This is a genomic window from Aliidongia dinghuensis (assembly GCF_014643535.1).
In the GTDB taxonomy this organism is placed as follows: Bacteria; Pseudomonadota; Alphaproteobacteria; order ATCC43930; family CGMCC-115725; genus Aliidongia; species Aliidongia dinghuensis.
Genome location: NZ_BMJQ01000007.1, coordinates 172,211 through 195,218, shown reverse-complemented (window position 1 = coordinate 195,218; position 23,008 = coordinate 172,211). Strand labels below are relative to the sequence as shown.

General features: G+C 67.0%; 20 protein-coding genes. 16 read left to right on the top strand and 4 right to left on the bottom strand.

Annotated features, from left to right (window positions below; translation table 11 throughout):
- The first annotated feature begins 69 nt into the window (after positions 1-69).
- Genes IEY58_RS14925 through IEY58_RS14915 form a run of 3 tightly spaced genes read left to right on the top strand, consistent with a single transcriptional unit; the run spans position 70 to position 3,045 of the window.
- Complete coding sequence (locus IEY58_RS14925) at positions 70-1,704, top strand: 3-(methylthio)propionyl-CoA ligase (RefSeq protein WP_189047096.1); 1,635 nt, start codon at positions 70-72, stop codon at positions 1,702-1,704.
- A gap of 8 nt (positions 1,705-1,712) precedes the next feature.
- Positions 1,713-2,483: an SDR family NAD(P)-dependent oxidoreductase gene (locus IEY58_RS14920; RefSeq protein ID WP_189047094.1), complete on the top strand. Its 771-nt coding sequence runs from the start codon at positions 1,713-1,715 to the stop codon at positions 2,481-2,483.
- A 10-nt stretch (positions 2,484-2,493) separates the two neighbouring features.
- A complete protein-coding gene (locus IEY58_RS14915) occupies positions 2,494-3,045 on the top strand; it encodes a PH domain-containing protein (RefSeq protein WP_189047092.1) in 552 nt (183 codons plus the stop codon).
- A 6-nt stretch (positions 3,046-3,051) separates the two neighbouring features.
- On the opposite strand, the gene IEY58_RS14910 is transcribed toward IEY58_RS14915, so the two are convergent.
- Entirely contained in the window at positions 3,052-3,627 is a 576-nt protein-coding gene (locus IEY58_RS14910) for a cysteine hydrolase family protein (RefSeq protein ID WP_189047090.1), read from the bottom strand.
- A 69-nt stretch (positions 3,628-3,696) separates the two neighbouring features.
- Between IEY58_RS14910 and IEY58_RS14905 the strand changes: the two genes are divergently transcribed.
- The gene (locus IEY58_RS14905; RefSeq protein WP_189047088.1) at positions 3,697-4,728 is read left to right on the top strand and encodes a GlxA family transcriptional regulator; all 1,032 of its coding nucleotides are present in this window, start codon (positions 3,697-3,699) and stop codon (positions 4,726-4,728) included.
- Here the strand turns inward: IEY58_RS14905 and IEY58_RS14900 are convergent.
- Positions 4,680-6,116, bottom strand: coding sequence for a coniferyl aldehyde dehydrogenase (locus IEY58_RS14900; protein ID WP_189047086.1), 1,437 nt, complete (start codon positions 6,114-6,116; stop codon positions 4,680-4,682). The two genes, IEY58_RS14905 and IEY58_RS14900, sit on opposite strands and share 49 nt — an antisense overlap.
- 383 nt (positions 6,117-6,499) lie before the next feature.
- Here IEY58_RS14900 and IEY58_RS14895 point away from each other — a divergent pair, with 383 nt between their 5' ends.
- The 9 genes from IEY58_RS14895 to IEY58_RS14855 all read left to right on the top strand — a co-directional run bounded on the left by IEY58_RS14895 (position 6,500) and on the right by IEY58_RS14855 (position 18,055).
- Complete coding sequence (locus IEY58_RS14895; RefSeq protein WP_189047084.1) at positions 6,500-7,855, top strand: OmpP1/FadL family transporter; 1,356 nt, start codon at positions 6,500-6,502, stop codon at positions 7,853-7,855.
- Between the two features lie 187 nt (positions 7,856-8,042).
- On the top strand, positions 8,043-9,737 hold the full coding sequence (locus tag IEY58_RS14890; RefSeq protein WP_189047082.1) for a long-chain-fatty-acid--CoA ligase: 1,695 nt from the start codon (positions 8,043-8,045) through the stop codon (positions 9,735-9,737).
- A gap of 240 nt (positions 9,738-9,977) precedes the next feature.
- Entirely contained in the window at positions 9,978-10,466 is a 489-nt protein-coding gene (locus IEY58_RS34635; RefSeq protein WP_189047080.1) for a MerR family transcriptional regulator, read from the top strand.
- Positions 10,463-11,599: a thiolase family protein gene (locus IEY58_RS14880; protein ID WP_189047078.1), complete on the top strand. Its 1,137-nt coding sequence runs from the start codon at positions 10,463-10,465 to the stop codon at positions 11,597-11,599. The genes IEY58_RS34635 and IEY58_RS14880 overlap by 4 nt, the downstream gene beginning before the upstream one ends.
- A 28-nt stretch (positions 11,600-11,627) precedes the next feature.
- Entirely contained in the window at positions 11,628-13,940 is a 2,313-nt protein-coding gene (locus IEY58_RS14875) for a 3-hydroxyacyl-CoA dehydrogenase/enoyl-CoA hydratase family protein (protein ID WP_189047076.1), read from the top strand.
- 11 nt (positions 13,941-13,951) lie between these two features.
- Complete coding sequence (locus tag IEY58_RS14870) at positions 13,952-15,730, top strand: acyl-CoA dehydrogenase C-terminal domain-containing protein (protein ID WP_189047074.1); 1,779 nt, start codon at positions 13,952-13,954, stop codon at positions 15,728-15,730.
- Positions 15,731-15,844: 114 nt separating this feature from the next.
- Positions 15,845-16,399: a thioesterase family protein gene (locus tag IEY58_RS14865; protein WP_189047072.1), complete on the top strand. Its 555-nt coding sequence runs from the start codon at positions 15,845-15,847 to the stop codon at positions 16,397-16,399.
- 25 nt (positions 16,400-16,424) lie between these two features.
- The gene (locus IEY58_RS14860) at positions 16,425-17,222 is read left to right on the top strand and encodes an enoyl-CoA hydratase/isomerase family protein (protein ID WP_189047070.1); all 798 of its coding nucleotides are present in this window, start codon (positions 16,425-16,427) and stop codon (positions 17,220-17,222) included.
- 14 nt (positions 17,223-17,236) lie between these two features.
- Positions 17,237-18,055 carry an SDR family oxidoreductase gene (locus IEY58_RS14855; RefSeq protein ID WP_189047068.1) on the top strand — a complete coding sequence of 273 codons (819 nt, stop codon included), beginning with the start codon at positions 17,237-17,239 and terminating at the stop codon, positions 18,053-18,055.
- A 109-nt stretch (positions 18,056-18,164) separates the two neighbouring features.
- Here IEY58_RS14855 and IEY58_RS14850 read toward each other — a convergent pair whose 3' ends face one another.
- Positions 18,165-19,178 carry a bile acid:sodium symporter family protein gene (locus IEY58_RS14850; protein ID WP_189047066.1) on the bottom strand — a complete coding sequence of 338 codons (1,014 nt, stop codon included), beginning with the start codon at positions 19,176-19,178 and terminating at the stop codon, positions 18,165-18,167.
- Positions 19,179-19,291: 113 nt separating this feature from the next.
- On the opposite strand from IEY58_RS14850, the gene IEY58_RS14845 reads away from it, so the two are divergent.
- From IEY58_RS14845 to IEY58_RS14835, 3 genes are all read left to right on the top strand, one after another.
- Complete coding sequence (locus tag IEY58_RS14845; protein ID WP_189047064.1) at positions 19,292-20,149, top strand: LysR substrate-binding domain-containing protein; 858 nt, start codon at positions 19,292-19,294, stop codon at positions 20,147-20,149.
- A 117-nt stretch (positions 20,150-20,266) separates the two neighbouring features.
- Entirely contained in the window at positions 20,267-20,710 is a 444-nt protein-coding gene (locus IEY58_RS14840) for a hypothetical protein (RefSeq protein ID WP_189047062.1), read from the top strand.
- A gap of 166 nt (positions 20,711-20,876) precedes the next feature.
- Positions 20,877-21,830, top strand: a complete 954-nt coding sequence (locus IEY58_RS14835) for a hypothetical protein (protein WP_189047060.1) — start codon at positions 20,877-20,879, stop codon at positions 21,828-21,830.
- Here the strand turns inward: IEY58_RS14835 and IEY58_RS14830 are convergent.
- On the bottom strand, positions 21,827-23,008 hold the full coding sequence (locus IEY58_RS14830) for a phosphopentomutase (RefSeq protein ID WP_189047058.1): 1,182 nt from the start codon (positions 23,006-23,008) through the stop codon (positions 21,827-21,829). The two genes, IEY58_RS14835 and IEY58_RS14830, sit on opposite strands and share 4 nt — an antisense overlap.

The window sequence follows — 23,008 nt, the reverse complement described above, 5'->3', positions numbered from 1 at the left end:
AGGGAACAGATCGGCACATGCATGCCGGTCGGCCCTAACGGGGAAGCGCAACGGGAGGCCTAGGCGAACATGCTGGGCATGATGATGGACCAGCCGCTGCTGATCTCGAGCTTGATCGAGCATGCAGCGCGATTTCATGGCGACACCGAGATCGTGTCGCGCGAGGCCGATCGCAGCATTTTCCGCTACACCTATGCCGAGGCTGCTGCCCGGGCGAAACAGATCGCCAAGGCGATCGCCCGGCTCGGTGCCGAGCCCAGCGACCGTATCGGCACGCTCGCCTGGAACAGCCACCGGCATTTCGAGCTCTATTACGGCATCTCCGGCACCGCGCGGATCCTGCACACGATCAATCCGCGCCTGTTCCCGGAGCAGCTGCGCTACATCATCAACCATGCGGCCGACCGGATCCTGTTCCTCGAGCCGAGCTTCGTCGGCCTGGTCGAGAAGCTGGCGCCGGCGCTCACGACCGTCCGCCACTACGTCATCATGGCGCCCCGGGCGCTGATGCCGCCAACCAGCCTGCCGGATGCGCTCTGCTATGAGGAGCTGATCGAGGCCGAGACGCCGGAGCTCGACTGGCCCATCATCGACGAGCAGACCGCCTCGTCGCTCTGCTACACCTCCGGCACCACCGGCAATCCCAAGGGCGCGCTCTACAGCCACCGCTCGACCGTGCTGCACGCCTTCGGCTCGTGCGCGGCCGACATGCTGGGCGTCAGCGCCGCCGACTGCGTGCTGCCGGTCGTGCCGATGTTCCACGTCAACGCCTGGGGCATCCCCTATTCCTCCGCACTCGCCGGTGCCAAGCTCGTGCTGCCGGGCCAGCATCTCGACGGCGAGAGCCTGTGCACGCTGTTCGATCAGGAGCGCGTGACGCTCTCGCTGGGCGTGCCGACCGTGTGGCTGGGCGCGCTTAAATATGCCGAGGAGACCGGCAAGGGCTTCTCGACCGTGAAGCGCATCGTCATCGGCGGCTCGGCCGCCCCGCCCAGCATGATCGAGGCGTTCGACAAGAAGCACGGCGTGCACGCGGTCCATGCCTGGGGCATGACCGAGATGAGCCCGCTCGGCACGGTCGCCGCCTCGAAGGCAAAGCACGCGACCGCCGCACCGGACGTGATCACCCATGTGCGCTGCAGCCAGGGCCGGCCGTCCTTCATGGTCGATCTCAAGATCACGGACGCCGAGGGCCGGCGCCTGCCGCACGACGGCGTCGCGGTCGGCAATCTCCACGTGCGCGGGCCTTGGGTCGTGCGCGGCTATTACAACGACGCGGAGGCGAGCGCCGAGGCGTTCGACGCCGAAGGCTGGTTCAAGACCGGCGACGTCTGTGCGATCGATCCCGACGGCTATGTCCGCATCACCGACCGCAGCAAGGACGTGATCAAGTCCGGCGGCGAATGGATCAGCTCGATCGACCTCGAGAATGCCGCGGTCGGCCATCCGGACGTGGCGGAGGCCGCGGTCATCGGCCTGCCCCATCCGCGCTGGGACGAGCGGCCGCTCCTGATCGTCGTGCCGAAGCCCGATCATGTCGTCGACAAGCCGGCGATCATGAGCTTCCTTGCCGACAAGGTTGCGAAATGGTGGCTGCCGGACGACATCGTGGTGGTCGACCAACTGCCCCATACCGCGACCGGCAAGCTGCTTAAGACGCAGCTGCGCAAGGATTTCGCCGACTATAAGCTGCCGACGGCATGAGCGGCCCGATGGAGACGACCAACCGCCGTCTTGCCGGCAAATGCTGCTTCATCACCGGGGCAGCCTCAGGCCTGGGCAAAGCCATGGCGACCGCGTTCGCGGGCGAAGGCGCTCAAGTCGCCGTCGCCGACCGCGACGCGGAGGCCGGCCGGGCCGTGGCGGCCTCGCTCGGCAACGGCTTCTACGTGGCGCTCGACGTGACCGACGAAACGCAATGGACCGTGGCGCTCGGCGCGGCCGTGCGCGCCATGGGCCGGCTCGACGTGCTCGTCAACAATGCGGGCGTGGTCGCGGCGAAACCGATCGAGGAAACAACGCTCGCCGAGTGGCGCTTCGTCAATTCGGTCAATGTCGAGGGCACGTTCCTCGGCTGCAAGCATGCGATTCCGCATCTGCGCGCGTCGGGCGGCGGCGCCATTATCAATCTCTCGTCGGTCGCCGGCATTACGGCGGCGCCGATGATGGCCGCCTATAGCGCCAGCAAGGGCGCGGTGCGCGCGCTGACCAAGACGGTCGCGATCGAGCTCGCCCGCAAGGGCGACCAGATCCGCTGCAACTCGATCCATCCGGTGTTCTTCGAAACGCCGATGCTCGACCAGATGGCCGCGACGACGCGCGATCCCGCGCGCTTCCGCACCAACCTCGCCGGCACGGTGCCGCTCGGCCGGTTCGGCCAGCCGGAGGAAGTGGCGGCCCTGGCGGTTTATCTCGCATCCGACGAAGCGCGGTTCATCACCGGCGCCGAGTTCGCGATCGACGGCGGCTTTACTGCAGCGTGAGCGTTAGGCCATGTGCGAGATCATCTTCGACCGCCGACTGCTTCGAGGCGAGCGGCTGCTGTGGTCCGGCGTGCCGGGCCCGGGCCTGCGACTTGCCCCGGGCGATGCCTGGCGGATCCCCGTCAGCCTGCTGTGGTGCGGTGTCGCCGGCTTCGAAGAGGCGTCGGCCGTCGCGGATCCGACCCCCTGGCTCCTGGCACTCTGCGGCGCGCCGTTCGTGCTGGTCGGCCTCTATCTGGCCGCAGGCCGTTTCCTCGTCGATGCCTGGCTGCGCGGCAAGACCCATTACGCGGTCACCGACAAGCGTATCCTGATCCATCGCAAGGCACCGTTCGGCAGCGTGACCCTGCTAAGCCGGGACCTATTGCCGGACCCGCAGCTCATAGAAGAAGCGCACGGCCGCGGTACGATCCGGTTCGGCGAGCCGGCGCCGAGCCTCTCCCGGCGCATCGGCCTCGCCGCATGGATGCCCGCGCTCGACCCGGTGCCGCAGCTGATCGCCATCGAAGACGCCCACGCCGTGTTCGACGAATTGCGAAGGGAGATCCGCCGGGCCGGCTGAGCTTCGTCAGCGGCGGAGAGCCGCCGCCACGTCGGCCGCCGTGACGATCTCGGCGAATTCCTCGTTGAGGTTCGCGAGCGTCATGGCGTGGATCGCCTCGGCCGTGTGATGGTCGCCGTCAGGCCCGGTGCGCTCGAACGTCCAGGTCCCGTCGCGCACCAGCTTCGCGTCGAAGCCCAGGTTGCCGGCCATGCGCGTCGTCGTCTCGACGCAATGGTTCGTGGTGGCGCCGACGATGACGAGCGTGCGGATGCCCTGATCCCGCAGCCGGGCCTCAAGGTCTGTACCGATGAAGCTGCTGTTGACCCGCTTCACCAGCACCGGCTCGCCCGACCGCTCGCGCGCCTCGCCCTTTACCGCATGCCCCGGCAGATCGGGATGGAAACGGCTCGCCGTCGTCCGCCCGGCATGGCGGATGTGGAAGATCGGCGCCGGCACGCCCCTGAAATGGGCGATAAGGTCGGCGATGTGCACCACCGCCTCCGGGTTGTTGCGGCGGAGCCCAGCGGCCTCCCATTCGTCAAAGGCCTTCTGCACGTCGATCACGATGAGCGCGGTCGTGGCGGGATCGAGCGAAATCATGGCGATCTATCCTCGTAGTGGCGCGATGCCGGACTATCGGCCGAGGCGGCCCCTGGTATAAAGGACATCATGTCCTCGTTTCACGCCACGCCCGCCCGGGTGCTCATCCTGGCCTATCCGGACGTGCTGCTGCTCGACGTCGCCGGGCCGGCGCAGGTGTTCGAGCAGGCGAACGACCTCGCGCGCGAGGCGGGGCGGCCCGGACCCTACCGGATCGAGCTGCGCTCGCTCGCCGGCGGCCCGGTCCGCAGCGACATCGGCTTCGCCCTCGAGACCGAGAGCCTCTCGGGCGACGAGGCGCCGATCGATACGCTGCTGATCCCCGGCGGCCCCGGCCTCTGGACGTTCGGTCCGGACGATCCGCTGGTGCGCTGGATCGCGCAGCGGGCGCCTGAGAGCCGGCGGGTCGCCTGCGTCTGCGTCGGCGCGTTCCTCGCCGCCGCGGCCGGCCTGCTCGACGGACGCCGCGCGGTCACCCACTGGCGCCACTGCACCGAGCTCGCCCGCCGCCACCCCACGATTCGCGTCGAGGCCGATCCGATCTTCATCGCCGACGGGCCGGTCTGGACCTCGGCCGGCGTCAGCGCCGGCATCGACCTGGCGCTGGCACTCGTCGAAGCGGACCTCGGCCATGCGACGGCGATGGAGGTGGCGCGCCGACTCGTCGTGTTCCTGAAGCGGCCGGGCGGCCAGGCGCAGTTCAGCGCGACGCTCGCCGCCCAGGCGGCGGGCGGCACCGGCCGATTCGACCGGCTGCACGCCTGGATCGCCGACAATCTTGCGAGCGACCTCCGGATCGAGCGACTGGCCGAGGCGGCCGGCATGAGCCTGCGCAGCTTCGTCCGGGCCTATCCGGCCGCGACCGGCCGTACGCCGGCCAAGGCGGTCGAATGCCTGCGCGTCGAGGCGGCGCAGCGGCTGCTGACCACGACGGCGCTGCCGATCGCGGCGGTCGCGCGCCAGAGCGGCTTCGGCGACGACGAGCGGCTGCGCCGCGCCTTCAAGCGCCATCTCGGCGTCACGGCGGAAGAATATCGCGAACGGTTCGCCGATCACTTGCCGAGCAGGAACCGGGTCATGAGCCGGGCGAGCCCGCCGTAGGGGGCGGCGACCCGGTCGGTCATGTTGAAACGGCCGAGTTCCATGACGGCGCGGGCGTGGGACAGGCGCTCGAATCCCTCGCGCCCGTGATAGGCGCCCATGCCGCTTTCGCCGACGCCGCCGAACGGCAGATCCGCCTGCGCCACATGCAGCAGCGTACCATTCGCCATGGCGCCGCCGGAGCTCGTGCGCTGCAGCACGCCCTCGATCTTGGCGTGGTCGGTCGAGAAGCAATAGAGCGCCAGCGGCTTCGGCCGGGCATTGATCAGCCGGATCGCCTGGTCGAGATCGCCGTAGGTCACAATCGGCAGGATCGGCCCGAAGATCTCCTCCCGCAGCACAGCTGCGTCATCATGCGTCCGCACAAGTACCGTCGGGGGGATCTTGCGCTCGGCCGCGGCCCCCGGATCGCCATGCTGCACGACCCGGGCGCCGCCCGCCCTGGCACCCTCGACCATCGCCGCGAGCCGCTGATAGTGCCGGTCGGAAATGATCGCCGTGTAGTCGGGATTGCCGGCGATGGTCGGGTAAAGCTCGGCCGCGGCCTCGATCACGGCGTCGGCGAAGACGTCGGCAAGGTCGGTCGGCACGAGCGCATAGTCGGGGGCGACGCAGGTCTGGCCGGCATTGAAGAACTTGCCGATCGCGATCTGGCGCGCCGCCTTCTTCAAGGGATAGTCGCGGCACAGCACGACCGGCGACTTGCCGCCCAATTCGAGGGTCACCGGCGTCAGGTGCTGGGCCGCGGCGGCCATGACCTGCCGGCCGATCCGAGACGAGCCGGTGAACAGCAGATGGTCGAAGTCCAGTGCGGAAAATTGCGCCGCGACCTCAGGCCCGCCGGTCACGACCGCAACCCGATCCTCGTCGAACCGCTCGGCCAGCAGGGTCTTCAGCAGTTCGGCCGTGCGCGGCGTCAGTTCGGACGGCTTCAGCATCACGCGGTTGCCGGCGGCGAGCGCGTCGATGAGCGGCCCCAGCGTCAGGTACAGCGGGTAGTTCCAGGGTGCCAGCACGCCGACGACGCCCAGCGGCTGATGGACGACCCGCGCCCCGGCCGGCCGGAACATCCAGCCCGCACGGCGGCGGCGCGGCTTCATCCAGCGCGCGAGATGGCGGCGGACATGCCCGATGCCGTTCGCGAGCGGCAGAAGTTCGCCCAGTTCCGTTTCGGCGACGGAGCGCGTGCCGAAATCCACCGAGACGGCCTCGACGAGCGCGCGCCGATGTTTCTTGATCAGGTCCAGGAGGCCTTCGAGCGCCGCGATCCGCTCCGCGTGCGTCGGCACTCCGTGCTCGGCGACCGCCTGCTTCTGCAGGGTCAGGATCCGCTCCGCCTCGCTCGGCACGGCCGCGAGCGGCACCGGTGACGTCGATGACGCGACCATTTCATCCCCTTCGCTCCAGACCGCGCTTAAGAACGGCGGCGGCACAGGACTGAAGCAGGCGAGACTAGACGCAATGGTGCCATCCGTCCAACTTCACGGAAGGAACAGAAAAACGCGGCGACGATCCCGCAGTTTTGATCAACAAATCGCAAGCAACGGTAAAATGGCCTTTTACCGCACTGCCGAATCGCCTCGCACTGCAAAAACATTCTTCTGCCTATTGGCGAGTGCGGGCGTCTTCCTCTAGGGTGCCGCCGCAGCAAGTTCGTAAAACTGCCGTCCATGGCCGAGCGTTCCTAAGCCGGCTCTCGCGGCAGAATAGATAGTTCTGGGGGCGCCCGCGCCACGCCCGGGCACAAGAAATGGTTGGGAGAGACGACGCTATGAGATTTGTACCGCCTGCGCTCGCTGTTGCCGTCGGCGCGGTCACGACGTTCGCCGCAACGACTGACGGCTGGGCTTCCGGCTTTGCGCTTCGCGAGAATTCCGCGGTCGGCACGGGCGAGTCCTATGCCGGCGCCGTCTCGGGCAATTACGACCTGTCGACGATCTACAACAACCCGGCCGGCATGACGGCCTTCGACGGTATCCAGCAGGGCGCGTCCGCCACGCTCATCGATCCCTCGGGCAATCTCAGCAACGTCCACGGCCACAACATCTACGGCGCCTCGATCACGGACAGCGATGAGCGCGATCCGACTCAGGAAAAGGTCATCCCCGCGGCCTACCTGCTCTGGGCGCCGACCAACGACGTGCGCCTGGGCCTGGCGCTGACCGTACCGTTCGGCCTCATCACCAGCTACAGCGGCACGGAGGCCGTGCGCTATCAGGCGCTCAACTCGGAAATCGAGTCGCTCGACATCAATCCGAACATCGCGTGGAAGGCCAACGACTGGATTTCCGTCGGCGGCGGCTTCACGGTCGAGAAGGTCAAGGCGAAGCTGACGAACGCGCTCGATCTGGGTGGCATCGTCGGCGCCACGCTCGACAGTGCCTTTGGCACCAATACCTTCGGCCCGGCCCTGTCCCAGACCGCCGACGGGCGCTCCGACGTGGTCGGCACGTCCTGGGGCGTCGGTTATGATTTCGGCGTCCAGCTGAAGCCGTGGGGCGACGACACGACGATCGGCCTGTCCTATCGCTCGAACGTGCACCATAGCATCAGCGGCCGCGCCGATTTCACGGTGCCGGCGAGCCTGCGCACGCTGATTGCCGCGACCGGTCAGCTGCAAAAGACCAACGCTTCGGCCGATCTCGTTCTGCCGGGCAACGTCTGGCTCGGCATTACCCACCAGTTCACGCCCGCCTTCGCCGTGGACGCGTCCTACCAGTACACGCGGTGGAGCAGCTTCCAGACGCTCGAGGTCGTCTTCGAGAATCCGAGGCAGGCGCCCGTGATCGATCCGGAGCATTACCGCGATTCGAGTTTCGCCTCGATCGGCGCCAACTATAAGGTCGACGACCGGCTGACGGTTCGCGGCGGCGTCGCCTATGACGAGACGCCGATCCAGGACCATTATCGCGACTATCGCCTGCCCGACGGCGACCGCTATTGGATTTCCGCCGGCGCGACATATCAATTGACGCGCAGCATCGCGATCAGCGGGGCCTATGCCCACCTGTTCATCGACAGCTCGACCGTCAGCCAGACCGACATCAACCCGATCCATGACACGGTCACGGCGCAGTCGAACGTCGCAGCGGACCTCATTTCGCTCTCGGCGACCGTGAAGTTCTGATCGATCATCGTCCGATCGACCGCCGCCGCCCGAACGGGACCGGCGCGCGGCGTCGAGCGAGGATCTTCAATGGAAGGCCGATTCCAGGGAGCGGGCTGCCGCCCCCCCCCGAGGATCGGCCAACCGGTCCGCAGCCGTTACGGGCCCGAGGCCCAAGCGGCGGCGGCTTGCTGTGGGACGTCGCCTGATGCAGTCGAATGGGATCGATTATGTCGTGCCCGCCGCCTACCCCAAGGATGTGTCCTGGTCGGGCCCGCTTGCGATCGGGCCGGTCTGGAGCCTGCTCGACCGATCGGTCGCGCACTATGCCGACAGGCCGTGCCTGGATTTTCTCGACCGCCGCTTCACCTATGCCGAGATCGGCCGTCTGGTCGACCGGACCGCGCGCGGCCTGCAGGACCTGGGCCTGAAGAAGGGTGACCGGGTCGGCCTGTTCCTACCCAACACGCCCTATTCGGTGATCTTCCTGTTCGCCGTGATGAAGGCCGGCGGCACCTGCGTCAATTTCAACCCGCTCTATGTCGAGCACGAGATCAAGCACCAGATCGAGGACTCGGGCACCGAGATCATGGTGACGCTCGACCATGTCGCCACATACCCGAAGCTCGCGCGGATGTTCGGCCAGACCAGGCTCCGAAAGATCATCGTCTGCGCCATGGCGGACATCCTGCCGTTCCCGAAGAACCTGCTCTACCCGCTGGCCAAGCGGTCGGACATCGCGCGCTTCCCGCGTGACGAGCGGCATATCGCGTTCCGCACGCTTGCCGCCAACGACGGCGCCCCGCGCCCGGTCGAGGTCGACCCGCTGAAGGACGTGGCACTGCTGCAATATACCGGCGGCACGACCGGCACGCCCAAGGGCGCCATGCTGACCCATGCCAACATCGTCGCCAACGCCGAGCAGTGCCTGAGTTGGTTCCCGACGGCCCGGCTCGGCCATGAAAAAGTGCTGGCCGTCCTGCCGTTCTTCCATGTGTTCGCGCTGACCGTGGCCGAGACGCTGGCAATCGCCGGCGGCTGCGAGATCATCCTCCTGCCGCGCTTCGACATCGACCAGCTATTGGAGACGATCCATCGCAAGAAGCCGTCGATGTTCCCGGGCGTACCGACGCTTTACACGGCGATCAACCATCACAAGGACATCGCCAAGTACGACCTGTCGTCGATCCGCTATTGCCTGTCGGGCGGGGCGCCCCTGCCGCTCGAGGTCAAGGCGGAGTTCGAGCGGCTGACTGGCGCCACTGTGTGCGAGGGCTACGGCTTGAGCGAGACCTCGCCGGTTGCAACCGCCAATCCGCTCTCCGGCCTCAACAAGGCGGGCTCGATCGGCCTGCCCATGCCGCAGACGGTGATCGAGATCGTCTCGCTCGACGACCCCGACAAGCTCATGCCACAGGGCGAGCGCGGCGAGGTCTGCGTGCGCGGCCCGCAGGTCATGGCCGGCTACTGGAACAATCCGGCGGAGACAGCGAAGGTGCTGAAGGATGGACGGCTTCGCACCGGCGACGTCGGCTATATCGACGAGGACGGCTATATCTTCCTGGTCGACCGGATCAAGGACCTGATCATCGCCGGCGGCTACAATGTCTACCCGCGCAACGTCGAGGAAGCGATCTACCACCATCCGGAAGTGGCGGAATGCGTCGTCATCGGCGTCGCCGACCCGTACCGCGGCCAGACCGTCAAGGCGTTCGTCGTGCGCCGCCCCAACAGCGCCTTGGACGAGGCGACCTTGAAGACCTTCCTCAAGGACAAGCTGTCGCCGATCGAGATGCCCAAGATGATCGAGTTCCGCGACAGCCTGCCCAAGACCCAGGTCGGCAAGCTGTCGAAGAAGGCTTTGCAGGATGAGGAAGCGGCGCGCGCGGCGCCCGCAGCCTGATATCGGCAGCCTGATACAAATCATCGCGCCGCAAGAAAACGAATAGGGCGCAATTTACTTCCAAAACCCCAAGAACATTTTCCTTCGTCTTCGATCGGCCTATTGTCATCTTCCCGGACCAAGGTCGATCGAAGAGAAACCGGGCGGGCGGTGCCTAGCCGATCATCGACCGCCTCTTGACGCCCGCATCACTCTAGTTTACGTAAACGGAAACCAGTTGACGTTAACGTCAAGGACCCCATGGGCACGAACGAGCATGGTGATCTGACCACCGCCCCGCCCAACGAGGCAGAGCGCAGCCATCAGGCGGTCTACTCGATCGGCGACCTCGCCGCCGAGCTGGGCGTGTCGTCCCGCGCCATCCGTTTCTATGAAGACCAGGGCATGCTGTCGCCGCGCCGCGTCGGCGGCAACCGCGTCTATACGCCGAGCGACTTCGCGCGCCTCAAGCTGATCCTGCGCGGCAAGCGGCTGGGCTTTTCCTTGAGCGACATCCGCGAGCTCCTGGATCTCTATTACGTCGACCACGACCATCTGGAGCAGATGCACCAGACGCTGGCCAAAAGCCGCGCCCGCATCACGGAGCTCGAATTGCAGCTGAGCGAGCTCCAGACGACTTTGCACGAATTGCGCGAGCTTGAGTCCCTGCTCGTCAACACTATCAACCAACGTACAGCCGCCGCGGCAAAACGGCGGACGGGAAACGCAGAGGAGTTGCCGACATCATGAAATCCGTCGTGATCGCGGGCTACGCCCGGTCGCCGTTCCATTTCGCCAAGAAGGGCGATCTGACGCGGGTGCGCGCGGACGACCTCGCGGCCCAGGTCGTCGCCGGCCTGGTCGAACGCACCAAGATCGATCCCTCGACTATCGAGGACCTGATCGTCGGCTGCGCCTTCCCCGAGGGCGAGCAGGGCCTGAACGTGGCACGCCTCATCAGCTTCCTCGCCAAGCTGCCGATCTCGGTCGCGGGTGCCACCGTCAACCGCTTCTGCGGCTCGTCGATGCAGTCGATCCACATGGCGGCGGGCGCCATCCAGATGGGTGCCGGCGACGCCTTCATCTGTGCCGGCGTCGAAAGCATGACCCGCGTGCCGATGATGGGCTTCAACCCGATGCCGAACCCGGAACTGGCCAAGGCCTACGCCGGCGCCTACATGTCGATGGGCCAGACCGCCGAGAACGTGGCGAGCCGCTACGGCATCAGCCGCGCCGAGCAGGAGGCCTTCGCGGTCGAAAGCCACAAGAAGGCCGCCGCAGCGCAAGCCGCGGGCAAGCTCGAGGCCGAGATCGTGCCGATCAAGGCGCCCGGCGGCCTCGTCACCAAGGACGGCTGCATCCGCCCGGAAACGACTGCCGAGGGCTTGGCCGGCCTGAAGCCGGCGTTCGACGAGAAGGGTTCGGTCACGGCCGGCACTTCCTCGCCGCTGACCGACGGCGCGTCCGCCACGCTGGTCTGCACCGAGGACTATGCCAAGGCCCACAACCTCGCGATCCTGGCGCGCATCAAGTCGATCGCGGTCGCCGGCTGCGATCCGGAGATCATGGGCATCGGCCCGGTGGCCGCCACCAGGAAGGCGCTGGCCCGCGCCGGCCTCAAGATCGGCGACATCGACGTGATCGAGCTCAATGAGGCCTTCGCGTCCCAGTCGATCGGCTGCATCCGCGACCTCGGCATCGATGTCTCGCGCGTCAACCTCGACGGCGGCGCCATCGCGCTCGGCCATCCGCTGGGCGCCACCGGCGCCCGCATCACCGGCAAGGCTGCCTCGCTCTTGAAGCGCGAGGGCAAGCGCTACGCGCTCTCGACCCAGTGCATCGGCGGCGGTCAGGGCATCGCCACCATCCTGGAAGCCGTCTAAGGCCGATAGAGCGGAAGGGAAACATCCCATGTCCATCCAGAAAGCCGCCGTCCTCGGCGCCGGCGTCATGGGCAGCGGCATCGCCGCCCATATCGCCAATGCCGGCGTGCCGGTCGTCCTGCTCGACATCGTTCCGAAGGGTGCGGAGAACCGCAGCGTCATCGCCGAAGGCGCCGTGCAGAAGCTCCTGAAGGCCGATCCGGCGGCCTTCATGCATCCGCGCAATGCCAAGCTCGTCACAACGGGCAATCTCGAGGACCATCTCGACTTGCTCAAGGATTGCGACCTCATCATCGAGGCCGTGCTGGAGGATCCGCAGGTCAAGCGCGACCTCTATGCCCGGGTCGAGGCGGTGCGCAAGGACGGCTCGATCGTGTCGTCCAACACCTCGACCATCCCGCTCAAGATCCTGACCCAAGGGCTGCCGCAGCGCTTTGCGCGCGACTTCCTCGTCACCCATTTCTTCAATCCGCCGCGCTACATGCGCTTGCTCGAGCTGGTCGCCGGCCCCGAGACGCGCGCCGACGCGGTGAAGGCGGTCGAGGCGTTCGGCGACGAAAAGCTCGGCAAAGGCATCGTCCATTGCAAAGACACGCCGGGCTTCATCGCGAACCGCATCGGCACCTACTGGATCCAGGCCTCAATCAACGCGGCCATGGACCTGGGCCTCACCGTCGAGGAGGCGGACGCGGTCATGGGCAAGCCGTTCGGCATTCCCAAGACCGGCGTGTTCGGCCTCATCGACCTGGTCGGCCTCGACCTGATGCCGCATGTCTCGAAGTCGCTGCAGACGACCCTGCCGGCGAGCGATCCCTACCAGGCGATCTATCGCACGCCCGAACTCTTCAAGCGCATGATCGCAGACGGCTATACCGGCCGCAAAGGCAAGGGCGGCTTCTATCGCCTCAACCGCGAGGCCGGCAAGCGCAAGGAAGCGATCGACCTCAAGACCGGCGAATACCGGCCGCAGCAGAAGGCGGAGCTCGAAAGCGCCAGCCTGAAGCACCCGGCCGAGGTTCTCAGCCATCACGACCGCGGCGGCGCCTATGCCCGGGCCGCGATCGGCGGCACGCTCGCCTATGCCGCCTCGCTGGTACCGGAGATCTGCGACACGGTCGCCGAGCTCGATGCCGGCATGAAGCTCGGCTACAACTGGAAGTATGGGCCGTTCGAGCTCATCGACCGGATCGGCGTCGACCGGGTGATCGAAGCGCTCGAGGTTGCCGGCCAGAAGGTCCCGGCCCTGCTTCTGACGGCAAAGGGCAAGAGCTTCTACCGCGTCGAGAACGGCAAGCTCGAGTATCTGACGGTGGACGGCGCCTACAAGCCGGTCGTGCGGCCGGATGGCGTGCTGCTCCTGGAAGACATCAAGCGCGCTTCGAAACCGCTCGCCAAGAACGGCTCGGCCGCGCTCTGGGACATCGGCGACGGCGTCGCCTGCCTCGAATTCACCAGCAAGATGAATTCGATCGACCCCGAGATCATGGCAATGATCCAGAAGGCGATCGGCATCGTCGGCAAGGGCATGAAGGGGCTCGTCGTCTATAACGAGGGCTCGAACTTCTCGGTCGGCGCCAACCTGGGCCTCGCCATCTTCGCCGCCAACATCGCCATGTGGCCGACCATCGAGGAAAGTGTCGCCGCCGGCCAGGCGACCTACAAGGCCTTGAAGTTCGCGCCCTTCCCGGTCGTGGCGGCGCCGAAGAACATGGCATTGGGCGGCGGCTGCGAGGTCTGCTTGCATTCCGACGCGATCCAGGCCCATGCCGAGCTCTACATCGGCCTGGTCGAGGTCGGCGTCGGCGTCATCCCCGGCTGGGGCGGCTGCAAGGAGTTGACGCTCCGGGCGCTTAACAACAAGAAGCGTCCGGGCGGCCCGATGTCGGCCTTGGCCCAGGTGTTCGAGACGATCTCGACCGCCAAGGTCTCGCGCTCGGCCGAGGACGCCAGGGAGTTGGGCATCCTCCGCCCGGCCGACGGCATCACCATGAATGCCGACCGGCTGCTCGCCGATGCCAAGGCCAAGGTCCTGGCGCTCGCCAAGGACTACAAGGCGCCGGAACCGCAGAAGCTGCGGCTGCCGGGCCCCACGGCCGAGGCCGGCTTCAACCTGGCCGTGGCCGACTTCCATCGCCAGGGCAAGGCAACCAAGCACGACGTCGTCGTGGCAGGCGCGCTGGCCCGCGTGCTGGCCGGCGGCGACACGGACATGGTCGACGAGATCGACGAGGACCGTCTGACCGAGCTCGAGCGCGAAGCGTTCATGAGCCTGATCAAGACCCCCGGCACGCTGGCGCGGATCGAGCACATGCTCGAAACCGGCAAGCCGCTTCGGAATTGAGGAGCAGTTAGATGGCGACCTACAAGGCCCCGCTGCGCGAATACAAGTTCATGCTGCACGAGCTGTTCGGCGTCGAGGAGGTGAGTTCCTGGCCGGGTCTCGAAGACGCGACGCCGGAGATCTTCGACGCCGTGCTCGAGGAAGCGTCGAAGATCTGCGAGAACGTGCTGTTCCCGATCAACCGCTCCGGCGACGAGGAGGGCTGCACGTTCGAGAATGGCGTGGTCCGTACGCCCAAGGGCTTCAAGGAGGCGTACGACGCCTTCCGCGAAGGCGGCTGGACGTCGCTCTCGGCCCATCCGGAATACGGCGGCCAGGGCCTGCCGCATGTGCTGAGTTTCCTGGTCGAGGAGATGATCTGCTCGACCAACATGTCGTTCGGCATGTATCCGGGCCTGTCGGGCGGTGCCTACAACGCGATCGCGGCCCATGCCTCGGATGAGCTCAAGCAGAAATACCTGCCGAAGCTTGCGTCCGGCGAATGGGCCGGCACCATGAACCTGACAGAGCCGCATTGCGGCACGGATCTGGGGCTGATCCGCACCAAGGCGGAGCCGAACGGCGACGGCAGCTATGCCATTACCGGCACCAAGATCTTCATCTCCGCCGGCGAGCATGACCTGACCGAGAACATCGTGCACCTGGTGCTGGCGAAGCTGCCCGACGCGCCGCCGGGCGTGCGCGGCATCAGCCTGTTCATCGTGCCGAAGTACCTGGACGGCGACGGCGGGCCGAAGCGCAACAGCCTCGCCTGCGGCTCGATCGAGCACAAGATGGGCATCAAGGCGTCCTCGACCTGCGTCATGAATTTCGACGGCGCCACGGGCTGGCTGTGCGGCGAGCCGCACAAGGGCCTGAAGGCCATGTTCACCATGATGAACACGGCGCGGCTCGGCGTCGGCATCCAGGGCCTGGGCGTTGCCGAGACCTCGTACCAGTCGGCGCGCGCCTATGCCCAGGACCGGCTGCAGGGCCGGGCCTTGACCGGCACCAAATATCCGGAGAAGCCCGCGGACCCGCTCCTGGTCCATCCGGACGTGCGGCGCATGCTCCTGACCATGAAGAGCCAGGTCGAAGGCGGCCGGGCGCTTGCCGTCTGGATCGGCAAGGAGATCGACAAGGCGAAGCACCATCCCGATCCCGCCGAGCGCGAGGCGGCGGACGATCTGGTCTCGCTCATCACGCCGATCATCAAGGCCTATCTGACCGACATGGGGTCGGAATCCTGCAACACCGGCATGCAGGTGTTCGGCGGCCACGGCTATATCCGCGAATGGGGCATGGAGCAGCTGGTGCGCGACGCCCGCATCGCGCAGATCTATGAAGGCACGAACGGCATCCAGGCGCTCGACCTGGTCGGCCGCAAGATGCCGATGCACATGGGCCGGCTGCTGCGCCGGTTCTTCCATCCGGTCGACGCCTACATCCGGGAGGCCTCGCAGAAGCCCGAGCTGCAGGAATTCATCCTGCCGGTCGCCAAGGCCTTCGCCCGGCTGCAGCAGATCACCGCCTTCATCGCCCAGAAGGGCCTCGCGGACCCGGACGAGGCGGGCGCCGCCGCGACCGACTACCTGCAGCTCTTCGCGCTGGTCGCGGTGGGCTATCTCTGGACGCGCATGGTCGAGGTCTCGCTGCCCAAGGTCGACGGCGAGGACGGGCTCTTCTATCGCGGCAAGATCGCGACGGCACGCTTCTACGTGACCCGCGTGCTGCCGCAGACGAACGCCCATGCCGCCGCGATCATGGCGGGCGCCAAGCCGTTGATGGAAATGGAAGACGCGGCGTTCTGAGACGCCGCACCTGCACGCACCCTCACCCTCCCGCTCCCGCGGGTCCCTCCCTCTCCCGCTTGCGGGAGAGGGTTGGGGTGAGGGCCTCTCAACCGCTCATCTGCCAGAGGTCCCATGAACCTCATCGTCCGGCTGCTGCGCGTGCTGATCTGGGGGCTCCTCGGGCCCCGGATCGATCCGCTCGGCCGGTCGATCGTGTCGTTCCGTGTCTGGCCGAACGACCTCGACATCAACATCCACATGAACAACGGCCGGTACCTGACGCTCATGGACCTGGGACGGCTCGACCTGGTGCTGCGCTCGGGCTTCTGGCGCATCCTGTGGAAGCGGCGCTGGAGCGCCGTGCTCGGCAGCGTCACCATGCGCTATCGCCGGCCGCTGAAGCCGTTCCAGCGCTACGACCTCATTACCCGCGTGCTCGGCTGGGACGAGAAATGGCTGTTCGTCGAGCAGCAGTTCGTCGTCGACGGCCATGCGCATGCCGTGGGCTATGCCAAGGCCATCTTCACCGAGGGCGCCCGCGCACTGCCCATGACCGAGATGCTGGCGGCGATCGGCTATGCCTATCCCTCGCCGCCGCTGCCCGACGGCATCCATTCCTGGCTCGACGCCGAGCGCGACCTCGCCGCCGCCCCGCGCGCCTCAGTCGAGCGGCCGACCATTCATTGAACGAGAAAATCGAAGGGAGAATGCCATGTCCGAAGCCGTGCTGCTGACCATCGACGGGCCGATCGCGACCGTCACCTTCAATCGGCCCGAGGCCTACAACTCGCTGAACGGCGCCATGATCGAGGATCTCAATCGGATCCTGCCCAAGGTCGAGCACGACCCGACGATCAAGGTCATGATCCTGAACTCCAACGGCCCGGCCTTCATGGCCGGCGGCGACATCAAGATGTTCGCCCAGTCCGTGACCATGCCGCAGGAGGAGAAACGCTCGACCTTCGAGCAGACCGTCTACAAGATCCATCCGATCGTGACGGCAATGCGTCGCATGCCGAAGCCGATCGTGGCCCAGGTCCATGGCGCGGTCGCGGGCTTCGGCATGAGCTTGCTTATGGCCTGCGACCTGGCCGTCGCGTCGGAGGAGAGCTACTACACGCTCGCCTACATCCTGATCGGCACCAGCCCGGACGGCGGCTCGACCTATGGGCTGCCGCGCATCGTCGGCATGAAGAAGGCGATGGAGATCGCGCTCCTGGGCGACCGGTTCGACGCCGCGACGGCGGAACGCCTCGGCTTTGTCAACCGCGTCGTGCCGGCGGCCGAGCTCGCCCAAGCCACCATGAAGCTCGCGCAGCGCCTGGCCGCCGGCCCGGGCCTGGCATATGCCGGCACCAAGCGGCTCTTGCAGCAATCCTTGAACAGCACGCTCGAGACCCAGTTGCAAGCCGAGGCCGAGAGCTTCGCGCGCTGTGCGGCGGGCGACGATTTCCGGGAGGGTGTCACGGCCTTCGTCGAGAAGCGCCCGCCGCACTTCACCGGCAAGTGACGGGAGGTCTGATCATGGCATCGCTCAAGGGCAAGACCCTGTTCATCACCGGCGGCAGCCGCGGCATCGGCCTCGCGATCGCGCTCAAGGCGGCGCGCGACGGCGCCAATATCGCGATCGCCGCCAAGACGGCCGAACCGAACCCGAAACTGCCCGGCACGATCTTTAGTGCAGCGGAAGAAATCGAAGCGGCCGGCGGCAAGGCGCTGCCGCTGCAGGTCGACATCCGCGACGAGAACGCGGTCGCCGCCGCCGTCGCCAAGACGGCCGAGACGTTCGGCGGCATCGACATCTGCATCAACAACGCGAGCGCCATCAGCCTGACCGGCACGCTCGAGACGGAACCGAAGCGCTTCGACCTGATGATGGGCATCAACACGCGCGGCACGTTTGTCACCACGCGCGCCTGCCTGCCGTTTTTGCGGAAATCCTCGAACCCGCACGTACTGACCCTGTCGCCGCCCTTGAGCCTTGAGCCGCGCTGGTTCAAGAACCATGTCGCCTATTCGATTGCGAAATACGGCATGAGTCTGTGCGTGCTGGGCATGGCCGAGGAATTCCGCGACGAGGGCATCGCGGTGAACGCGCTCTGGCCGAGGACCGTGATCCTGACCGCCGCCTTGAAGATGATCCCGGGCCTCGACCATGCCTGCACGCGCAAGCCCGAGATCATGGCCGACGCGGCCCATGCGATCCTGACCCGCCCCGCGCGCGCGCGGACTGGCCAGTTCCTGATCGACGACGAGGTCCTGAAGGAAGCGGGCGTGACCGACTTCGAGCAATACGCCACCGAGCCGGGCCGACCGCTGATCCCGGATTTCTTCGTGGATTGAGCCAACACCTCGTCGTCCCCGCGTAGGCGGGGATCCAGAGCCACGCGCTCGGTGGTGAAAGCCTTTACGGCAATCCTGGGTCCCCGCCTGCGCCGGGACGACGGAAGTGTCAAGCCGCGACGGCCGATCGTTCCGGCGCAGTGGCCGCCTTGTCCGCCCTTGCCGCATAGCGGCGGGCGAGTGCCGCGCAAGCCATCAGCTGGATCTGGTGGAACAGCATCAGCGGCAGCACGATGAGGCCTACCGCTTGCCCCGCGAACAGAACGTTCGCCATCGGCACGCCGGTCGCGAGACTCTTCTTCGAGCCGCAGAACACGATGGCGATCTCATCCTCCTTGCCGAAGCCGAAGGCGCGGCTCGCGACCGTCGTGATCATCAGCACGAGCGCCAGGAGTGCGGCGTCGACCGCGACCATGACGAGGAGATCGGCCGGCGGCAGTTGGTGCCAGATGCCGCCGACCACAGCCTCGCTGAAGGCGCCGTAGACGACGAGCAGGATCGAGCCGCGGTCGGTGTAGCTCAGCACCTTCTTGCGCCGGTCGGCCCAGGCGCCGAGCCAGGGCCGGAGCGCCTGGCCGGCGGCGAACGGCAGGAACAGTTGGGCCGCGATCGCCTCGACCGCATGCAGGGACAGGCCGCCGCCGTGGGCGCTCAAGAGCAGCCCGACCATGAGCGGCGTCAACACCATGCCGATCAGGTTGGAGGCGGACGCGCTGCAGATCGCCGCCGCGACATTGCCGCGCGCGATCGAGGTGAAGGCAATCGACGACTGCACGGTCGAGGGCAGCACCGCCAGATAGACGATGCCAACATAGAGGTCGTTCGAGAGATATGTGGGCACCAGCACCTTGGCGCCGAACGCCAGGATGGGGAACAGCACGAAAGTGCTGAGCAGCACCAGGAGATGCAGGCGCCAGTGGGTCAGGCCCGCGACCACGGCCTCGCGCGGCAGGCGCGCGCCGTAGAGGAAGAACATGACGCCGATCGCGATGTCGGTCACGACACCGAGCGCGTCGGCGCTGAAGCCGCGCACCGGGAAGAGCGACGCGGTCGCAACCACGGTCAAGAGCGCCATGGTGAAGGGATCGAGGCGCAGGCGGGCGACAAGGGCAGCTGGAGACATGGCGCGAACCTTCGGCGATTCGAAATCCCCCGAAAGATCGCGTCGATCGCGCTCATTGTGAACTGCGCTTGGCAAACTTACTATCATTGCAAATCGCAATGACGGAGACCGCCATGTACGACCCGGTCCTGCTCAAGAGCTTCCTCGCCGTCGCCCGTGCCAGGAGCTTCACCGAAGCGGGCCATCGGCTGGGATTCCAGCAGCCGACGGTGAGCCAGCACATCCGCAAGCTCGAAGCCGAGACCGGCCGCCGGCTGTTCGTGCGCGATACCCATTCGGTGACGCTCACGGTCGACGGCGATGCCATGGTCGATTTCGCCCAGGGCATCCTCGAGGCCAATGAGCGGGCCCAGCGCTATTTCGCCGGCACGGAGCTGCGCGGACGGTTGCGCTTCGGCGCGTCGGAAGATTACGTGCTATCGCGCCTGCCCGAGGTGTTGCGTGCGTTCCAGAGCCGCCACCCCTCGGTCGACCTGGAGCTGACCGTGGGCCTGAGCGGCGCTCTCTATGAAAAGCTCGATGCAGGCGAGCTCGACCTGCTGTTCGCGAAACGCCGGGCCAACGACCCGCGCGGCCAGGTCGTCTGGCGCGAGCGCCTGGTCTGGTCCGGCGCCGACCCGTGGCGGCCCGATCCGGACCGGCCGGTGCCGCTCATCCTGTTCCAGCCGCCCAGCATCACGCGCACGGCTGCGATCGAGGCGCTGGAGCGCGCCGGCCGGCCGTGGCGCATCGCCTGCACCAGCGGCTCCTTGAGCGGGCTGCGCGCCGCGGCACTCGCCGGTCTCGGCATCATCGCGCAGTCGCGCAACCTGGCGGTCGGCGGCTTGCACGAACTGCCGGCCACCTCAGGCCTGCCGGAGTTGGGCGAGACCGAATTCGTCGTGGTCGGCGCCGGCCCGCGGCTCCTGGGTCCGGCCGCCGCCCTCGGCGAAGCGCTCATCGCCAACGGTGACCGGTTCCGGGCACGATGACGAGCGCACGATGACGGGTGTACGATGACGGGGCGTAAGGAATTTGCGTTTCGATTGAGCGAGTTCTGGTAAAGGTTCGGGGTAAACTCGTTCGCGTGCCTCCGGAGCCCTTCCCCGATGCGTCTTTCCCCTCTCCTCCCGGTCCTCACCTGCCTGGCTTCCGCCGGTTGCTCCACGGTGAGCCTGAGCCCGACCCTGTCGACCGACGTCTGGCTGTGCGCCTATCAGCTGGGCGACCGCTATCGGGACGAGGCGGCGAAGCCGGACGTGATCAAGTACGACCTGAAAGTGGTGCCGCCCGTACGGCAGATCGAGCTCACCTATCTGCTGCCGGTCGAGGGCCGGCCGCCGGAGCAGCATACCATGGCCTGCGAGGCCGCCCCCTGGGGCTTCGGCGTCGTCGTCCTCGACGGCTTCAAGCTGGCCCGGCCGCAGCCCGACGCCTATCCGGGCGACGCCTCCGAGACGCCGGAGCTTCAGGGCCGCACCTCGGACAAGGTGCGCGACGCCGTGCGCGAAACCGGCCTGCATGTCCACATCCCCGGCGTGCCCAGCTTCTGAGGCATCACGGCGTCGAAACCCCGGCATCAGACCAGCAGTAAAGGGTTCCTCAACCAGCCACACCATAATGTTCAGCATCGTGCGCAGAGCTCCCGGCGCCGGCCTCTCCGCACATGCCGCAATTCGCTCCGTCCGTCCCGCTCATTTCTTTTCATGGATTGCGCTCATGCCGAAATGCAAGATCGCTGGCTGCGGCCAGGATGCTCTGGTTGCGAAGCGTTCGCCCTATTGCTTCAGGCACGTCGTCTTGCAGGCGAACGTGGTGACCCCGCCCGAGCCGATGAAAACCCAGGTGATGAGCGCGCTGGAGTGGGAGCGCGAGGAAGCGGCGATGCAGACGCGCGGCCGGTCCTCGGCCGTGACGCGGCGGGTACCGGACCAGGGGCCGCAGAGTGCCAATTTCTACGGCCGCATGCGCATTGCGCACGCCGCCGCACTGGCCGCGAAAAAGACCGAACCCGAGCTCTTGAAGCCCGTGCTGGCGGCGTTCAACGACGTGAAGAGCACCGCCACGTTCGACAAATATCTCGGCGAAGAGACGACCTGGAAAAGCCTGGATTATTTCGTGCGCGCCGCGGCCCCGGCCATCATGATGCGTCCGATCGCCGAGGAGGTGAGAGATGCGCTGCGCGAGAAAGCCCTGCTCGCCGGCAAGTCGGATCACCCGTTCGCCGATCGCTATTTCTTCGAGCTGTCGCTCTATTGCGACGCCTTCATCCAGAAGCAGGATATCGATTTCGTCTTCAGCCAGGCGTCGCTCGTGCTGGGACCGCTGCTGGCGCCGGTCTACGCTGCCGCGGCCGTGGCAGGCCCCGTCGTCCAGCATGGCGTGAAGAGCGCACCGAGCGCCGTCAAGTTCGGCGTGAAGAAGGCGGTCGAGACCAAGCCCGAGACCATGGCCAGTGTGCAGTTGCCCCAAGCGACCGGTGCCATGGCTAGCATCGGACGGGCCCTTGGGCAGGTGAAACGCGTCGATCCCATGCGCTTCACGATCGCCTGGCTCAACTTCGTGACCCGAGAAAGCGAGCCAGCCGCCCCGATCACGACGATCGTCACGGAATTCGGCGGCACGCAAGCCTGCGTCACGCTGCGCGACTGGTTGAAATCGCAGCTGATCTAGAGGCCGATCGCCTGCCCCGTGCCGATTGCCGGCAGGCCCAGATGAACCAGCACTGTCTCGCCGATGTCGGCGAAGCTTTGGCGCAGGCCCTGGGCGCCGCCGGTGATGCCGGGGCCGAAGCCCACGACCGGCACGCATTCGCGCGTATGGTCGGTGCCGGTCCAGGTCGGGTCGCAGCCGTGGTCGGCGGTCAGGATGACGAGGTCGCCGGGCCGGAGCGCCGCCTCGAGCGACGGCAGCCAGCGGTCGAACTCGACCAAGGCTCCGGCATAGCCCGCCGGGTCGCGGCGATGGCCGTAGAGCGTGTCGAAATCAACCAGGTTGACGAAGCCAAGGCCGCCGTCGGGCGCCGTTGCGACCAGCTCCAGGCTCTTCGCCATCAAAGCCGCATTGCTCTCGCCCTTGACGATCGTGCCGGTGGCGCGATGGGCGAAGATGTCGCCGATCTTGCCGAGCGAGATCACGCTGCGGCCGGCGGCGGCGAGCCGGTCGAGCATCGTGTCGGCCGGCGGCGGCACGGCATAGTCGCGCCGGTTGGCCGTGCGTTTGAAGCTGCCGGGTGCCCCCACGAACGGCCGGGCGATGACCCGGCCGATATTGTAGGGATCGCACCGCACCCGCGCCTGCTCGCAGAGGGTCAGCAGCCGGTCGAGCCCGAAATGGCTCTCGTGCGCCGCAATCTGCAGCACGCTGTCGGCCGAGGTGTAGAGGATCGGCTTGCCGGTCGCGATATGCTCCGCGCCCAGCTCCTCGATGATCGCCGTGCCCGAGGCCGCCTTGTTGCCGAGGATGCCCGGCAGACCGCCGTCGCGGATGAGCGCATCGGTCAGCTCAGCCGGAAAGCTTGGGAATCCAGCCGGGAAATAGCCCCAGTCGAAATGGACCGGACAGCCGGCGATCTCCCAATGGCCGGTCGGCGTGTCCTTGCCGCGGCTGGCCTCGGCCGCGGCGGCCCAGAAGCCGGCACCGGCGCCAGGTGTTGCGAAGCCGCGCGGCACGCGGCCGGTCGCGATCGCGGCGGCCGCACCGAGGCCGAGCCGCGCCAGGTTCGGCAGCTCCGGCGCCACGCGCTCGGCGATGTGGCCCAGCGTGTCGGAACCGGCATCGCCGAAGCGGTCAGCATCCGGCGCGCCGCCGATGCCGAGGGAATCGAGCACGATCACGAAGGCGCGGGCCAT

Bases quoted from the DNA above. Each gene is read 5' to 3' on its own strand.
- IEY58_RS14925 (WP_189047096.1), top strand. From the start codon at position 70: ATGCTGGGCATGATGATGGACCAGCCGCTGCTGATCTCGAGCTTGATC.
- IEY58_RS14920 (WP_189047094.1), top strand. From the start codon at position 1,713: ATGGAGACGACCAACCGCCGTCTTGCCGGCAAATGCTGCTTCATCACC.
- IEY58_RS14915 (WP_189047092.1), top strand. From the start codon at position 2,494: ATGTGCGAGATCATCTTCGACCGCCGACTGCTTCGAGGCGAGCGGCTG.
- IEY58_RS14910 (WP_189047090.1), bottom strand. From the start codon at position 3,627: ATGATTTCGCTCGATCCCGCCACGACCGCGCTCATCGTGATCGACGTG.
- IEY58_RS14905 (WP_189047088.1), top strand. From the start codon at position 3,697: ATGTCCTCGTTTCACGCCACGCCCGCCCGGGTGCTCATCCTGGCCTAT.
- IEY58_RS14900 (WP_189047086.1), bottom strand. From the start codon at position 6,116: ATGGTCGCGTCATCGACGTCACCGGTGCCGCTCGCGGCCGTGCCGAGC.
- IEY58_RS14895 (WP_189047084.1), top strand. From the start codon at position 6,500: ATGAGATTTGTACCGCCTGCGCTCGCTGTTGCCGTCGGCGCGGTCACG.
- IEY58_RS14890 (WP_189047082.1), top strand. From the start codon at position 8,043: ATGCAGTCGAATGGGATCGATTATGTCGTGCCCGCCGCCTACCCCAAG.
- IEY58_RS34635 (WP_189047080.1), top strand. From the start codon at position 9,978: ATGGGCACGAACGAGCATGGTGATCTGACCACCGCCCCGCCCAACGAG.
- IEY58_RS14880 (WP_189047078.1), top strand. From the start codon at position 10,463: ATGAAATCCGTCGTGATCGCGGGCTACGCCCGGTCGCCGTTCCATTTC.
- IEY58_RS14875 (WP_189047076.1), top strand. From the start codon at position 11,628: ATGTCCATCCAGAAAGCCGCCGTCCTCGGCGCCGGCGTCATGGGCAGC.
- IEY58_RS14870 (WP_189047074.1), top strand. From the start codon at position 13,952: ATGGCGACCTACAAGGCCCCGCTGCGCGAATACAAGTTCATGCTGCAC.
- IEY58_RS14865 (WP_189047072.1), top strand. From the start codon at position 15,845: ATGAACCTCATCGTCCGGCTGCTGCGCGTGCTGATCTGGGGGCTCCTC.
- IEY58_RS14860 (WP_189047070.1), top strand. From the start codon at position 16,425: ATGTCCGAAGCCGTGCTGCTGACCATCGACGGGCCGATCGCGACCGTC.
- IEY58_RS14855 (WP_189047068.1), top strand. From the start codon at position 17,237: ATGGCATCGCTCAAGGGCAAGACCCTGTTCATCACCGGCGGCAGCCGC.
- IEY58_RS14850 (WP_189047066.1), bottom strand. From the start codon at position 19,178: ATGTCTCCAGCTGCCCTTGTCGCCCGCCTGCGCCTCGATCCCTTCACC.
- IEY58_RS14845 (WP_189047064.1), top strand. From the start codon at position 19,292: ATGTACGACCCGGTCCTGCTCAAGAGCTTCCTCGCCGTCGCCCGTGCC.
- IEY58_RS14840 (WP_189047062.1), top strand. From the start codon at position 20,267: ATGCGTCTTTCCCCTCTCCTCCCGGTCCTCACCTGCCTGGCTTCCGCC.
- IEY58_RS14835 (WP_189047060.1), top strand. From the start codon at position 20,877: ATGCCGAAATGCAAGATCGCTGGCTGCGGCCAGGATGCTCTGGTTGCG.
- IEY58_RS14830 (WP_189047058.1), bottom strand. From the start codon at position 23,008: ATGGCCCGCGCCTTCGTGATCGTGCTCGATTCCCTCGGCATCGGCGGC.